The following is a 12,032-nucleotide window of genomic DNA, read 5'->3' as shown; positions in this document are numbered from 1 at the left end:
TAAATTCAGTTTTTAAGGCAAAGTTCTGGGCAGATCTACCGTATAGCGGCATCGGATGATGTCGCAGAAGGATGAGAGCTGTTAAATGTTCGATCTTTGGGGCGATGATCGCGCTAAACTCGAGGCTTTGGATCGTTCGCAGGCAGTCATCGAATTTAAGCCGGATGGCACGATCATCAGCGCCAATCGCAATTTTTTGCAATTGATTGGCTACGAACTGACGGAAATACAGGGGAGGAATCACGCGATTTTTGTTGATCCTGAATTCGCTGCAAGCTCTTCCTATAATTCTTTCTGGACTGCTCTGAGACAAGGCGAGTTCCGGAACGATGCTTTTCGACGGATAGCCAAAGGTGGCCGTGAAATCTGGATTCAGGGAAGCTACAACCCGGTTCTCGACCGAGCCGGCCGCGTCACGAAGGTGATCAAATTCGCGACCGATATCACCGCATCGAAGACGCGAGGCTTGGAGGCGGATGGCCGCCTGTCGGCGCTCGATCGCTCTCAGGCCGTCATCGCGTTCACCCCAGATGGTACGATCCTGGACGCCAACAGCAATTTTCTCTCTGCTATGGGCTACCGCCTGGACGAGATCCGCGGAAAGCACCACTCGATCTTCGTCCCGGAATGCGAACGGGCGGAGGACAGTTACCGCGCGTTCTGGGCCAATCTCGCGCGCGGAGATTTTCAGACGGGCGAGTACCGCCGTCTCGCGAAAGATGGAACGGACGTCTTTATTCAGGGCACCTACAACCCAATCACCGATGCAGACGGGCGGGTTATGCAGGTCGTTAAATTCGCCGTCGATGTCACGCCGCAGGTCCGCCAAAGGCAGCAACTCGCTGAGGCGCAACGTGCCATCGGCAACGATCTTGACGCGATCGGCAAGGCTGTGGAGGACGTCACGCGTCAGACGGGCGAGGCTGCCGGAACAGTCGGCCGGGTGTCCTCCGACATCCAAGCCGTAGCCACCGGCGCAGAGGAATTGTCTGCCTCGGTCGGTGAGATCAGTCAGCAGGTGAGCCACGCCGCGCGGATCGCCGGCGATGCCGTGGATCAGGCCCGGCATACGGGCGACATCGTATCTGGCTTGAGCGAGCAGGCGGCGCAGATCGGTGCCGTTGTTGGCCTGATCTCTGGCATCGCGGCGCAGACAAATCTGCTGGCGCTCAATGCCACCATTGAGGCTGCTCGAGCAGGACAAGCCGGCCGTGGCTTCGCCGTCGTCGCGACAGAGGTGAAGGCGCTGGCTGAGCAGACAGCGCGGGCGACCGACCAGATCCGCGGACAGATCGCCTCCACGCAAGCTGCAACTCATGAAGCCGTCGGGGCGATCGGGAACATCCAAGCCACGATCCGCACCCTGAATGATGTTTCGTCAGCTATCGCGGTTGCCGTTGAAGAACAGTCGGCGGTGACCCGCGAGATGTCAGGCAGTATGCAGACAGCTTCGCATGGCGTTTCCACTATTGCGGCCGGAATGGACACCATCGCCGCAGCGAGTGCGCAAGTCGACCAAGCGACACGGCAAGTCCGAGAGGCGGCACGCGCGATTGCTTAAGCAATTGGCAAGCCGTACTGTACTATCGAGTCTGTCTGTGTGATTTCCAATATCGTAGTATTATTAGGACGATCGGAAACGAAAATCGGATGTAATTTTGAATAACAGTTCAGTATCATGATCCGCGAATGTCAGATCACGCATTCTTGTAACTGTTAGGGGATGCCGGCAGCCTGAGAATATAATAAGCGTCCAAAGCAATGCAGACGCTATTTTCAACCGATGGAGTGCCGCAGAGGGACCGTTTCCGCCTGTGGCGCGACATCTGCGAAGACCGCCTGGTCCCAATGGCGCAGCAACGCTTGGAAGGCGGCGCCTTTCAGGCTGTCATTGAGGGTTGTCAAGTCGGCAGCCTTGGTTTCACAAAGTTCTCGTTACAAAATTTGCATGCCGCCACCACTTCGCAGATGGTACGTCATCCTGACAATAAGACAGACAGGCTGTTTATGAGCCTGGTCCTGACCGGCTCCGTCAAAGCACTTCAGAACGATAAATCGGCGGTCTCCACCACTGGTGATTTTTCGATCAGAGACACGAATGCGCCTTGGACGATCGAACATAGCGGATATAGCGAAGTTCTTGCCATTGAGATACCTAGGGACAAAATCGAGAGTATTATAGGACCTGCACGACACTTCGCCGGACTGATCGTAGGGCGTCATCTTCCGGTCGCGGCTTTGGCTCGCTCATTCCTTTGTGATCTGGCGCGTACGGCGGACCAGTTGGAGCCCCATTCTGCTGAGCGCATGGCGGCCGTCGGCGTTGATCTCATCGCCGCCAGCATAGCCGAGCGCATGGCAATGGAATCGCCCAAGTCTCTGCGCGGCTCATTGATCGTGCAGCGAGCGAAATCCTACATCTCCGCAAATTTTTCCGATCCGCGCATAGGCCCAGCCGAAGTCGCATCCGCGGCAGGTGTGTCTTTGCGCCAGTTACAGATGCTGTTTCGCGAGAATGGGGATAATATCGCCGCCTGGATCTGGCAGCGACGATTGGAGATGGCGTCTCGGCGGCTTTCAGACCCTGGATGTTCACACCTTTCGTTGGGCGAGCTCGCCTTTGAAAGCGGCTTCTTGGACCAAGCTCATTTCTCTCGCCGATTTCGAGCTCATTTCGGTCTCAGTCCGCGCGACTACCGCCATGCTGCACTGACTCGGCAGGCGTAATCCCGGCCTATTGCGTTTTGCAATAACAAGACGTCTAATGGTATGGGATATTTTAACGACTTGGCCCAGATATTGGGTGAGCACGGACAGATTATTTAGAAAAATGGCTAGCGGAGTTGGGACCGTCAGCGGCGGGATGGTCCAGAAATTGGGTCAGGCGGTTCGGTTGTGCTCGGAGATATAACGTCTCATCGGCGAATAACGATCTGGAAGACTGTTCAGATGGAACATCGGCTGTTATTCTAGTGGATAAACAATAGGTCGCCAGCGGACAATTCTGATCCACAGCCTTCGATCGCACCCTCACTGCTCTCCAGATCGATCTTCGCGCTCCGCCAAAGGGCAATTGCATTTGGCCTCACCGTCGCGCGGCGGCGTGGCGGGCACCTCGCTCGCTCCGCTGGCCTACACCCTCACCTATGGAAGCGCGGGCGCTGGCTCGTTGACCGGCCAGGGCTCGGGCTGGTTCGGTCCGTCGGTGCCGATGCGCCCGACCGCGCCCGCGGAGGTCGCCGGCCGCCGCTTCGACTACCCGACCGGTTACAACCTCAACACCACCGCGCGCGCCTTCGAGCCGGTCTCGTTCGCGCAGCTGCGCCGGCTCGCCGACGGCTACGACCTGCTCCGGCTCGTGATCGAGACACGGAAGGACCAGGCCGCCCGGATGATCGAGCGCGTGGAGGCGACCGGGCGGCAGATGGACGCGCTCGGGGGCAAGCTCGACCGCATGGACGAGAAGCTGGAGGGCGTGGCCTATCGGCGCGACATCGAGCACTTCGTGGTCCGCGATGAGATCGAGCGGCGGATCGACAAGGCGGTCGACGGCGCGAAGGCGGAGGCCGCCAAGGGGCTGGCCGAGGTCGCCGGGCAGGTGCGGGACCTGCGCAAGATCGGCTGGGGCCTGGCCTCGGCGGCGCTACTGGCCTTCGGGGGGATCGTGCTGGCGAAGATCGGGCTGGCGGGCCGGTGAGCCGGATCGACGACTGAACCGCGCTGCCATCCTGCGCGTAGACCGGGCCTCGACACTCCCCAGCGAGATCACCTCGAACCGCCCGGCACCGGCCGGAGCGATATTTCGCGACACTCGACCCTCAAATGAGGGGGTACGGCTCAAGTTCTGCCGTTACTGTGGTGGCAGCCCGAGACCCAAACCTTCAGCCCCGCCGGCACCGCCGCGCGGGGTTTTCTCACATCGTGCTCCGCTCTTCAGACGCGCTCTAATTGCAGGTCAGCTTCCGGCCTTCGGCCATGCCGACCTTCCGGTAGTGTTCCAGACCGGACTTGATCGCTCGGCCGATGACCGCTCGGCGCACGTCCGGATTGCAGCGCAGATATTCCATCTCGTTGAAAGCGTAGTCGCCACGCCCGCCCCGCGAGCCTCGGTCATAGTCACGATCGTAGTCGCGGCGGTCACGGTCGCCGTAGCCTCGATCGCCATAGCCCCGATCTCCGTAGCCCCGATCACGGGGTCCGTAGTCGCCGCGATCGTAGCCGTAGTCGCGTCCGCCGTATGGCTGCGCGAAGGCCGGAGCGGCTCCGCTGAGTAGCGCTAGGCCAAGGACGGTCGCCGAGATCACCTTCATGTCGTGCTCTCCGTTGTTGCGAGGCGTGAACGCTTTCAAAGGTGGGTGGTTCGATTTGCCTGGGCGAGCGTCGAGTCCTCGCTCCCAGCGTCACTACCGTTGGAGGGCTTGTCTTTCCGTGCTCTTCACCCACTCTCAGTGTCAGGTTTGGCGGGATTCCTCCCTTGTCGGTGCCGAGCCTGAGAAGCCCGCCCGGTCCGCCGGCGCGGGCTTTTTCGTGGCCGATCGCCGCAATCAACTGTCCACCATCCGATGCAGCAAGATGGGCCAAACGGGCGCCGTCTCCGTTCTGGGGGCCATGAGCCTCCCCGGCCATTCTCAAAAGGGTCTCGTGAGGTCCGGCTCGGATGCGATGGCGGATCTGTCCGACGCCGTCTTCGTCGAACGATGGCGCCTTATCACGGGCGAGCCGCCTGCTATCCTGCTGAGTTCCCGTACCGAGATGCTGGCGCTGCTCGTGGAATGCACCCCTGCGGCGTCGCTCGATCTAGCCGTCCCGGCTTGGGACTACTCCGAGGCCAACAATCGCACGAGCAGGTAACCGCCGCCGGCCATCGTGACGCCGAGCCAAGTTGCGTATCGGCTCGGCTCTTCGAACCGGCGCTGGCGCTTTGGGTTAGCTGCGTGGGGGGTATCCGTTCACGGAGGCGTGAGTGCCCCGCTACTTCTTCGACATCAATGACGGCCGCAACGAGCGCGACGAAGTGGGCTTTGAGTGCGCTGACCTTCAGGCTGCGGTCAGGCACGCCAAGCAGGCGCTTCCCGAGATCGCGGCCGATGAGGTGCCTAGAGATGGCGAGCGGCATGCCCTGACTGTCCTGATCAGGGACGAGAACGGCCAAGCCGTCTATCTGGGCGCCCTTGCCTTCACGGGAACATGGTTGCTCGCTTAGTGCCTCAGCGAGACTCGGCTCACACGCTGGTGAGATCGGACGTTCCCCCTGCGCTCAGTGAATTCACGAGGCACTCCCTCGTTAGTTCATGTGTCGGCGCCACTCCCGCCTCTCCCGCTGGGCTAGCTTGCGTCCCAGGGCCATCAGCAGTGCGTCCGCACAAGCTTTCAACTCTGGATCCTTCAGGTCTGCGATCGCTTCCTGCGCGGTGATGGCGTGCTCAGCGGCCCGCTCCAGCTGCTCTTCCGCCAAGCATAGCTCCTCCGCTTCAAGGGCGCCCTCGTTCATCCTCAGTTGGGTGACGTCGACAAGGATTCCGCGGCCACTTTGAGGCCTACCAACATGGTCTCTGGTGAAGCGTCCGCGCGCCAGCACCCACCGCATCTGGCCATCGACAGATTTCACTCGATGTTCCGCAAGATAAGCGCCGCCTTCCCGCGCACAACCGCAAAACAGCGCCGCTATACGCTCTTGCTCACAGCCGTGGATACTCTGGATGAAGCATGTTAGCGGCAAGCCTTCTGCCGCCTGATCTGGGTCTAGATTGAACAAGAGCGCAACTACAGCGTCAACGCGGATCCGGTCAGTCGCAGCATCCCAAGTCCAAGAACCAATTACGTCAAGCTCGTCGAGTGCAATTTGGAACGCTGAAGTGGGATAGTGTATATTATCACACAGAAATTTGCTCACCGCTGATCCCATGGCAAATCAAAGCGACCCCCAATCTATTGATCGATAATCAATCAACCTCAAGTGAGGCGATACAAATTTGTGCAACTGTCGCGTGCTGGAGGTAGCCCATCAAGCTAGGTCGCCGACGCGAATGTATACAAGATCAGCAGCATCTACCCATGATGGAATACAAAATGGGATCGAAGTCACCGCCTGTGCGCAAAACTTCCCATGGAGAGCGCGGCGAGAACGAGGCATTTGAGCACAGGGTTTCTCAGCGGCCTCCGGCAGGACGACACCTTGTAACGCGGATCGCTGAAGCATTACAGCTCCCAGAGCAAGTACTGTATGCGCCTGCTCATAAAGTAACGCCGTACCAAGCCAGTGAGAGCAAAGCGGCCATCAATCCTGCGGTTGAGTGCGATGCGCTTCTGAGCGCATACAACCGTATCCAAGATCCCGAAGAGCGGCGCCGCGTCCTTCTGCTTGTACAAGAGGCGGCTGATCAAGCCTGATTTTGCTGGCACGCTCCCCCGCCCCGTGAGCAGATCGGGGCGGGGCCGAGCGGGCTAGGGCAGGTAGCTTTCCTCAACGGAATGTGCGGATCCAGTGTGGGCCGATCTCGATGTAGAGACGTCGTCCGCGCTGCTCACAACGATAGCGCCATTCCAACGCGATCAGGTCCATAGCCTGGTCGATACGGGCGGCCGCCAGCGGCTCGGAGCAGCCGATTTTGATGACGTTGAGAAGTTGAAATTTCGGGTCGGCCATGCCGTAGCGGCCCGCGATTCGCTTCATGTCCTTGTCGATCGCGATCAGAACCGCTTCGTTGAGCTGTGCCGCTTTCGCCACGAGGTAGTCATCAGAGCCCGGCGAAAGCGCGGCGCCGTGGCGGATGGCTTCATAGCCACTTTGCTCGAAGGTTCGTGCGACGGAGACAGGTACGCCCTCATCAAGGAGGACGCGGAAGACAGGCTGTTCGGCGACGGCCCTAAGCGGCGGCGTCGTGGGCCAGGGCCGCTTCAACGTCGCGCTCCGTCAGCGTCGGGTACTCTTCGATGATCTGCTCGACCGTGTAGCCGGCGTCGGCATAGGCCTTGATGCTTGCGACCTGAATCGCGGTCCCCGCGATCACCGGGTTGCTCCTCGCGACCCCGCGCACGCTCTGGACCTTCCCGTAGTTGTCGGGGTTCCGCGTGCGCAGCTGTCGGACGTTTCGCTCCATGTCCGCTCGCACGATCTCGAGCGGGATGCTGAGCACGCCCTGGCCTGTCGTGACCTCCTCACGCCGTCCTGTCTCGGGATGGTTGAAGACCACGCGCTTGTTGAGGACGTAAAGGGTCGTCCGCGCCCAGACATCGTCGCCCAGGTCGGCGAGCTCTGCCTTCACCTCACGGAGATGCTGCAGCGAGACGCCGCTATCATTCCGTAGGCGATCCAGCACCTGCAGGCAGATGAGATCTCGGAAGGAGTAGAGGCGCGTCTCCTCCCCCTCGCTGAGTTCGACCTTCAGGCTCGGCTCGAAAAAGGACGTGCGTCTCCAGTACCTGAGCTGCGTCAGGCTGATGCCCGTCAGGCGCTGCGCTTCGTCCTCGGTGAAGGCAGCGATGACGGTCCTGGATCCACCCGTCGCCATGAGGAGAGACATACTCTGAGTTGAGAGCAGCGCAAATGGGCGCGGCGTCACGCTGCACCGAACGTCAGGTCCGCCGTCGCCTCCTGGCGCGACCAGATCGAGCGCTTTGAAGCCGTCATCAGCCCGTGGCATGTGAGGCCATGACCTATCGTGTTGAATTCCGCAGAGACGGCGCTGTCATCGGCGAGGCCGAGGGGCTTGAGGATCGAGCTGCGGCCAAGCGGCTCGCGGAAGCAGAGATCGCCCAACGCGACGCCGAGATCGCACTCGTGATCGACGTGGATGGGACAGGAATGGAGGTCGCGTCCATCAGGCGGGATGCCATGAAGTGGGACGACGAGTAAGGACACCGCCAGGTCGCTTCTGCGGCTACCGGACGAAGCCCGGTCAGACCTAGGGGCCGCCGGTCTGGGAGTGCGCGGCCAAGGTGCGCGGCTGAAGCGGCCATTCCCACAAGAGCTTTGAAGATGGCGGGTCGGGTCCGCACCGAAGGGCGATGGGCGCAAGAACCCGACCTGCCTGCCGCAAACCGGTTGGGGACGGGCTTTGCGACAGGCCGGTGATCACATCCGCCGGTTACAGCATGATTTCAGCCTGGGGCTGCAACTGACATCAGATCGCGCCCGGCGCCAACGGCACCCCGGTCAGAGCGCTCCAAGCCCTTGGCCCAGCGCACCGTTTTGGCGGCCCTTTCCAATCTGGCGACCATTCGGCCGTACCCCGCCGGCCATGTTTGACCTCCCGCCCGCCGTCGCCGCTTGGCGCGACCTGATCCCCGCGGGTTGTGCTATGAGGCTCCGCCTGCCGATGGCCAGCCCGAGTTCCGCCGCTAAGAAGCGTCCTTTAATCACGGGGAGCGGGATAATCGCGCGCTCCCTAGCTCGACCTCCCAAGAGGGCACGATACTTTATTGCGCGATCTAATCTGGGGCCGAATAACTAATCTACGTAAAAATCCGCGATATTAAACGGCCAAACGAACTCAAATGATGGATGAATCCACGATAAGAATCTGCTAAATGCAGCTCTCGAAACAGACGAGGGCCTTGATGCGCGACTCAGCCTTGGTGGCCCTGGAGGTTTTGGTAGTGCCTCCAGATGTCAGCCCAACACCTGAGACGCTCATCCTCCGCGAGCACATCCGCCGGATCCTGCGCAAGCTCCCGTGCCCCGCGGCCAGCGCTCAGTACAGCTGAAGGGAGCGAAGCACGACGCCATCGGCGGTGTGGATCTCTACGCACCATCGCTCGTCAGGATCGGCCAATTCGCCCCGCGCGCGCATCTCGGCGATCAGCTGCGTCGCCTCGGCCACGGCAACCTCGATCGAGCTAGCCAATACACCCTCCTCGTCCTCGATGACCTCGCCCGGCCCCCTCAGACGGAAATGGTATCGCTCTGCCATGTCGCTCCTGCTCACGCCGTTGGGACAGCACTTCAACGGCGCGAGGGTTAGCATTTGATGGACAGACCACTTGATATGGCTGCCACACCAAGCTGATGAACACGGAGATGCGTTTGCATCCGGGAGGAGCCCTGCCACCGGTCTGGGAGTTCGTAGCCAAGAGGCGCGGCTGACGATCAGCCCTGCAAGCTCTCGGCGAAGTCGTCGGGGATCTCGCCCCACTGGCCGAGGATCGTGACGCCCTCCAGCTCGCCGGTCTCATCGTCGGCCACCACCTTCAGCGCCGCCGCGCCCGGCATCCGCTTGGCCAGGTTCTCAGCCTTCTTCACCGCCCCGCTCTCGGTCTGTGCCGGCTCCTGCCGGGCCGGCCGCAGCCGCTTCCGGTGGACTTCGAAAGGCTGCACCACGAACGCCGTCTTCGTCTCCTCCTCCGGTCGGCCTCGGTAACGTTAAGGCCCGCTCGCTATTGCTGATTCTGGGAGCCTTCCACACCGATCCCCCGCTATCCGAGCCGCCGCTGATCAGACGGTTGAACCGCGATCCCCCCTGCGCTTTGTTCCCAGTCTGTTCTAGCCGGGAATCGGAACGCGATGCACGCTCTCCCGCATGAGCCACCTGTGGAGTTTCGTCTCACCGAGGCAGAGGCGATCGCGCTCCACTACTACCAGTCCGCACATCGAGATGGCTGGGCGGCCCTCGTGCAGGCGATCGCCGACGCCCTTGCCGACATCGATGCCGCGGAGCGCCACATCGCGGACCATGGGCGACTTGTCTCCGACGGTTACGCACGCGGTCGCGTCTCCGCAGCCTGAACCATATGTCAGTACACCGCATCGACGACCTGCTGGTCCGCAGCCCTGAAGCCGTCCGCGTCCCGCTGATCGGGCAGGCCCTGTGCGCCGGCTTCCCGTCGCCGGCCGACGACTTCCTGGAGGGCGCGCTCGAGCTGCCCCGCTGGCTCGTGCCGAACCCGCCCGCCACCTTCCTGTGGCGGATCAGTGGCTCGTCCATGGAGGGCGCCGGCATCTACGACCGCGACCTCGCCTGCGTCGATCGCAGCCTCAAGGCGGGCCACGGCAGCATCGTCGTTGCGGCGGTCGACGGCCAGATGAGCTGCAAGCGCCTCGTGATCGACGGCAACGTCGCCCGGCTCGCCTTCTGCAACCCGGACCTGCCCGCCTTCGCGGTCGACGAACTCGGCGAGGGCGTAATCTGGGGCGTGGTCCGCTTCTCGATCCGCTGGCACGTCGCCCGCGGGCAGCTCTCGTGAGCACGCCGGAAGCCCGCCGGCGCGACCGGATTGGCGGCGGCCGCGCCGTGGCGCTGATCGACGGCAACAGCTTCTATTGCTCCTGCGAGCGCGTGTTCGACCCGAAGCTCGCCGCGGTCCCGGTGATCGTGCTCTCGAACAACGACGGCTGCGCCATCGCCCGCACCAGCGAGGCCAAGGCGCTCGGCATCAGGATGGGCGATCCGTACTTCAAGATCCGCGAGATGTGCCGGGCGCAGGGCGTGCGGGTGTTCTCGTCGAACTACACCCTCTACGGCGACATGTCGGGGCGGACCAACACGGTCTACCGCCAGTTCAGCCCGCAGGTGGAGATCTACTCCATCGACGAGAGCTTCCTGAACCTCTCGGACGTGGCGCCGGCCTTGAGAGTCGAGCTCGCGCGGGACCTGCGCGCCACGGTCCGGACCTGGACCGGAATCCCGACCTGTGTCGGCATCGGCCCGACCAAGACGCTGGCCAAGCTCGCCAACCACATCGCCAAGACCGTGCCGGTGCTGGAGGGTGTGTGCGACCTGACCGATCCGACAGCCTACGCTCACTGGCTGTGCCGGGTCGACGTCGCCGAGGTCTGGGGCATCGGCCGGGCGTCGCTCGCCAAGCTCCAGGCGATGGGCGTGGAGAGCGTGGCGGATCTGCGCGACCTCGACCCGCGGCCGGTGCGCAAGGGCCTGACCGTGGTGGGCGAGCGGATCATCTACGAGCTGCGCGGCGCGGCCTGCCTGCCGCTGGAGATGGTGCCGGCGCGGCGGAAGGGGTGCGCGGTCACGCGCTCGTTCTCGAGCCGGATCACCGAGCGGGCGGTGCTGGAGGAGGCGGTGGCGGCGCACGCGACGCGGCTCGGCGAGAAGCTGCGGCGCGAGGGGCTGGGCACAGACCACGTCACGGTCTTCTACCACACGAGCGAACACGACCGGGACGAGCCGATGCGCTCGGTCTCGACCACCGTGCAACTGCCGGAGCACAGCTCGGACACGCTGGTGCTGATCAAGGCGGCGCGGCATGGGGTTGCGCGGACCTGGCGCGATCCGGGCGATCGGCCGTGGCGGTACTCGAAGGCCGGGATCGTCACGAACGACCTCTTGCCGCTGTTGCACAGCCCCCGAGCGCTGTTCGGTGCGCTGGACCGCGAGCGCACGGGCCCGCTAATGGCGGCGATGGACGCATGCAACGCGCGCTGGGGCCGCGGCGCGGTGGTGCCAGCGCGCGCGGGGCTGGTGAGCCGGCGCGACTGGAACACGAAGTTCGAGATGCGCACGCCGCGCTACACCACGCAGGTCGGCGAGCTACCGGTCGCCTACGCATGAACCGTCACAGAACTTGGGCGACCGCTATGGGTGGAAAGCTTCTGGTCTGCTCATCGATTGGCAGCCCGGTAAGCTGCCGTCGTCCCAGCCATGGTCGTGCTCGGAAGGGGCTCAGGCTTTCGCGACGACTGGAAGCCGGAAGGGCGCTCCGAGCCGATTGAATGCGTTCATCGCCGCGATGGCAATCGTGAGATCCACGAGATCCTTTGGCGTGAAAGCCGCGCTTGCGGCCGCATAGGCTTCGTCAGAAGCGTGCGTCTCGCTTACCAGCGTGACTTCCTCCGCCCAGGCAAGCGCGGCGCGGTATTGGTCGGAGAACAGCTGGGGCACCTCGGCCCAAACCGGGACCAGGGCGACCTTCCCAAACGGCATCGTCTTCAAGAGGTCACGGGTATGTAGGTCGATGCAATGCGCGCAGCCGTTGATCTGCTGACGTCCCCCCATCGCTTTGGTCCGGCCTGAGTGCGAGTTTTCCGGTTTTGTGAGACCCTGATGGGAGGAGCAGAGCCGTGAAGAAGAGCAGGT

General features: G+C 62.6%; 17 protein-coding genes. 10 read left to right on the top strand and 7 right to left on the bottom strand.

The window, feature by feature from the left end:
• Positions 1-85 precede the first annotated feature (85 nt).
• The 3 genes from ACQKQD_RS26945 (at position 86) to ACQKQD_RS26935 (ending at position 3,697) form a co-directional block, all read left to right on the top strand.
• Positions 86-1,561, top strand: a complete 1,476-nt coding sequence (locus ACQKQD_RS26945; RefSeq protein WP_427510071.1) for a methyl-accepting chemotaxis protein — start codon at positions 86-88, stop codon at positions 1,559-1,561.
• Positions 1,562-1,761: 200 nt separating this feature from the next.
• The gene (locus ACQKQD_RS26940) at positions 1,762-2,727 is read left to right on the top strand and encodes a helix-turn-helix domain-containing protein (protein WP_427510070.1); all 966 of its coding nucleotides are present in this window, start codon (positions 1,762-1,764) and stop codon (positions 2,725-2,727) included.
• Between the two features lie 352 nt (positions 2,728-3,079).
• The gene (locus ACQKQD_RS26935; RefSeq protein WP_427510069.1) at positions 3,080-3,697 is read left to right on the top strand and encodes a hypothetical protein; all 618 of its coding nucleotides are present in this window, start codon (positions 3,080-3,082) and stop codon (positions 3,695-3,697) included.
• Between the two features lie 247 nt (positions 3,698-3,944).
• Here the strand turns inward: ACQKQD_RS26935 and ACQKQD_RS26930 are convergent, their stop codons facing one another.
• Entirely contained in the window at positions 3,945-4,310 is a 366-nt protein-coding gene (locus ACQKQD_RS26930; RefSeq protein ID WP_076728973.1) for a hypothetical protein, read from the bottom strand.
• Positions 4,311-4,428: 118 nt separating this feature from the next.
• On the opposite strand from ACQKQD_RS26930, the gene ACQKQD_RS26925 reads away from it, so the two are divergent.
• Positions 4,429-4,851: a hypothetical protein gene (locus tag ACQKQD_RS26925; RefSeq protein WP_139215619.1), complete on the top strand. Its 423-nt coding sequence runs from the start codon at positions 4,429-4,431 to the stop codon at positions 4,849-4,851.
• Between the two features lie 112 nt (positions 4,852-4,963).
• Positions 4,964-5,203 (top strand): DUF6894 family protein, encoded by a 240-nt coding sequence (locus tag ACQKQD_RS26920; protein ID WP_091678550.1) that lies wholly within the window; start codon positions 4,964-4,966, stop codon positions 5,201-5,203.
• 81 nt (positions 5,204-5,284) lie between these two features.
• Here ACQKQD_RS26920 and ACQKQD_RS26915 read toward each other — a convergent pair whose 3' ends face one another.
• Complete coding sequence (locus ACQKQD_RS26915) at positions 5,285-5,893, bottom strand: PAS domain-containing protein (protein WP_244534841.1); 609 nt, start codon at positions 5,891-5,893, stop codon at positions 5,285-5,287.
• Between the two features lie 161 nt (positions 5,894-6,054).
• Between ACQKQD_RS26915 and ACQKQD_RS26910 the strand changes: the two genes are divergently transcribed.
• Positions 6,055-6,390, top strand: a complete 336-nt coding sequence (locus ACQKQD_RS26910) for a hypothetical protein (protein WP_427510068.1) — start codon at positions 6,055-6,057, stop codon at positions 6,388-6,390.
• 73 nt (positions 6,391-6,463) lie between these two features.
• Here ACQKQD_RS26910 and ACQKQD_RS26905 read toward each other — a convergent pair whose 3' ends face one another.
• On the bottom strand, positions 6,464-6,901 hold the full coding sequence (locus ACQKQD_RS26905; protein ID WP_091678556.1) for a DUF5615 family PIN-like protein: 438 nt from the start codon (positions 6,899-6,901) through the stop codon (positions 6,464-6,466).
• Positions 6,867-7,523 carry a DUF433 domain-containing protein gene (locus ACQKQD_RS26900; RefSeq protein WP_091678563.1) on the bottom strand — a complete coding sequence of 219 codons (657 nt, stop codon included), beginning with the start codon at positions 7,521-7,523 and terminating at the stop codon, positions 6,867-6,869. The genes ACQKQD_RS26905 and ACQKQD_RS26900 overlap by 35 nt, the downstream gene beginning before the upstream one ends.
• Before the next feature lie 128 nt (positions 7,524-7,651).
• On the opposite strand from ACQKQD_RS26900, the gene ACQKQD_RS26895 reads away from it, so the two are divergent.
• Positions 7,652-7,855, top strand: coding sequence for a hypothetical protein (locus tag ACQKQD_RS26895; protein ID WP_091678572.1), 204 nt, complete (start codon positions 7,652-7,654; stop codon positions 7,853-7,855).
• An 838-nt stretch (positions 7,856-8,693) separates the two neighbouring features.
• Here the strand turns inward: ACQKQD_RS26895 and ACQKQD_RS26890 are convergent.
• A complete protein-coding gene (locus ACQKQD_RS26890) occupies positions 8,694-8,912 on the bottom strand; it encodes a DUF6894 family protein (protein WP_091678575.1) in 219 nt (72 codons plus the stop codon).
• Between the two features lie 176 nt (positions 8,913-9,088).
• Positions 9,089-9,316 (bottom strand): hypothetical protein, encoded by a 228-nt coding sequence (locus tag ACQKQD_RS26885; protein ID WP_427510067.1) that lies wholly within the window; start codon positions 9,314-9,316, stop codon positions 9,089-9,091.
• A gap of 213 nt (positions 9,317-9,529) precedes the next feature.
• Here ACQKQD_RS26885 and ACQKQD_RS26880 point away from each other — a divergent pair, with 213 nt between their 5' ends.
• From ACQKQD_RS26880 to ACQKQD_RS26870, 3 genes are read left to right on the top strand one after another with little or no spacing between them, the layout of a single operon-like run.
• Positions 9,530-9,724, top strand: coding sequence for a hypothetical protein (locus tag ACQKQD_RS26880; protein WP_091678581.1), 195 nt, complete (start codon positions 9,530-9,532; stop codon positions 9,722-9,724).
• Between the two features lie 5 nt (positions 9,725-9,729).
• Positions 9,730-10,182, top strand: coding sequence for a LexA family protein (locus ACQKQD_RS26875; protein WP_091678584.1), 453 nt, complete (start codon positions 9,730-9,732; stop codon positions 10,180-10,182).
• A complete protein-coding gene (locus ACQKQD_RS26870; RefSeq protein WP_427510066.1) occupies positions 10,179-11,507 on the top strand; it encodes a Y-family DNA polymerase in 1,329 nt (442 codons plus the stop codon). The genes ACQKQD_RS26875 and ACQKQD_RS26870 overlap by 4 nt, the downstream gene beginning before the upstream one ends.
• Positions 11,508-11,618: 111 nt before the next feature.
• Here ACQKQD_RS26870 and ACQKQD_RS26865 read toward each other — a convergent pair.
• Positions 11,619-12,032: carboxymuconolactone decarboxylase family protein (locus tag ACQKQD_RS26865; protein WP_427510065.1), on the bottom strand; the 414-nt coding region annotated here is incomplete at its 5' end.

The sequence above is a fragment of the Methylobacterium sp. NPDC080182 genome (assembly GCF_050281105.1).
GTDB lineage: Bacteria > Pseudomonadota > Alphaproteobacteria > Rhizobiales > Beijerinckiaceae > Methylobacterium.
Note: the sequence above shows the minus strand (reverse complement) of the source record. Positions and strands in the feature narration are given on the sequence as shown.

Bases quoted from the DNA above. Each gene is read 5' to 3' on its own strand.
- ACQKQD_RS26945 (WP_427510071.1), top strand. From the start codon at position 86: ATGTTCGATCTTTGGGGCGATGATCGCGCTAAACTCGAGGCTTTGGAT.
- ACQKQD_RS26940 (WP_427510070.1), top strand. From the start codon at position 1,762: ATGCAGACGCTATTTTCAACCGATGGAGTGCCGCAGAGGGACCGTTTC.
- ACQKQD_RS26930 (WP_076728973.1), bottom strand. From the start codon at position 4,310: ATGAAGGTGATCTCGGCGACCGTCCTTGGCCTAGCGCTACTCAGCGGA.
- ACQKQD_RS26910 (WP_427510068.1), top strand. From the start codon at position 6,055: ATGATGGAATACAAAATGGGATCGAAGTCACCGCCTGTGCGCAAAACT.
- ACQKQD_RS26900 (WP_091678563.1), bottom strand. From the start codon at position 7,523: ATGTCTCTCCTCATGGCGACGGGTGGATCCAGGACCGTCATCGCTGCC.
- ACQKQD_RS26895 (WP_091678572.1), top strand. From the start codon at position 7,652: ATGACCTATCGTGTTGAATTCCGCAGAGACGGCGCTGTCATCGGCGAG.
- ACQKQD_RS26890 (WP_091678575.1), bottom strand. From the start codon at position 8,912: ATGGCAGAGCGATACCATTTCCGTCTGAGGGGGCCGGGCGAGGTCATC.
- ACQKQD_RS26875 (WP_091678584.1), top strand. From the start codon at position 9,730: ATGTCAGTACACCGCATCGACGACCTGCTGGTCCGCAGCCCTGAAGCC.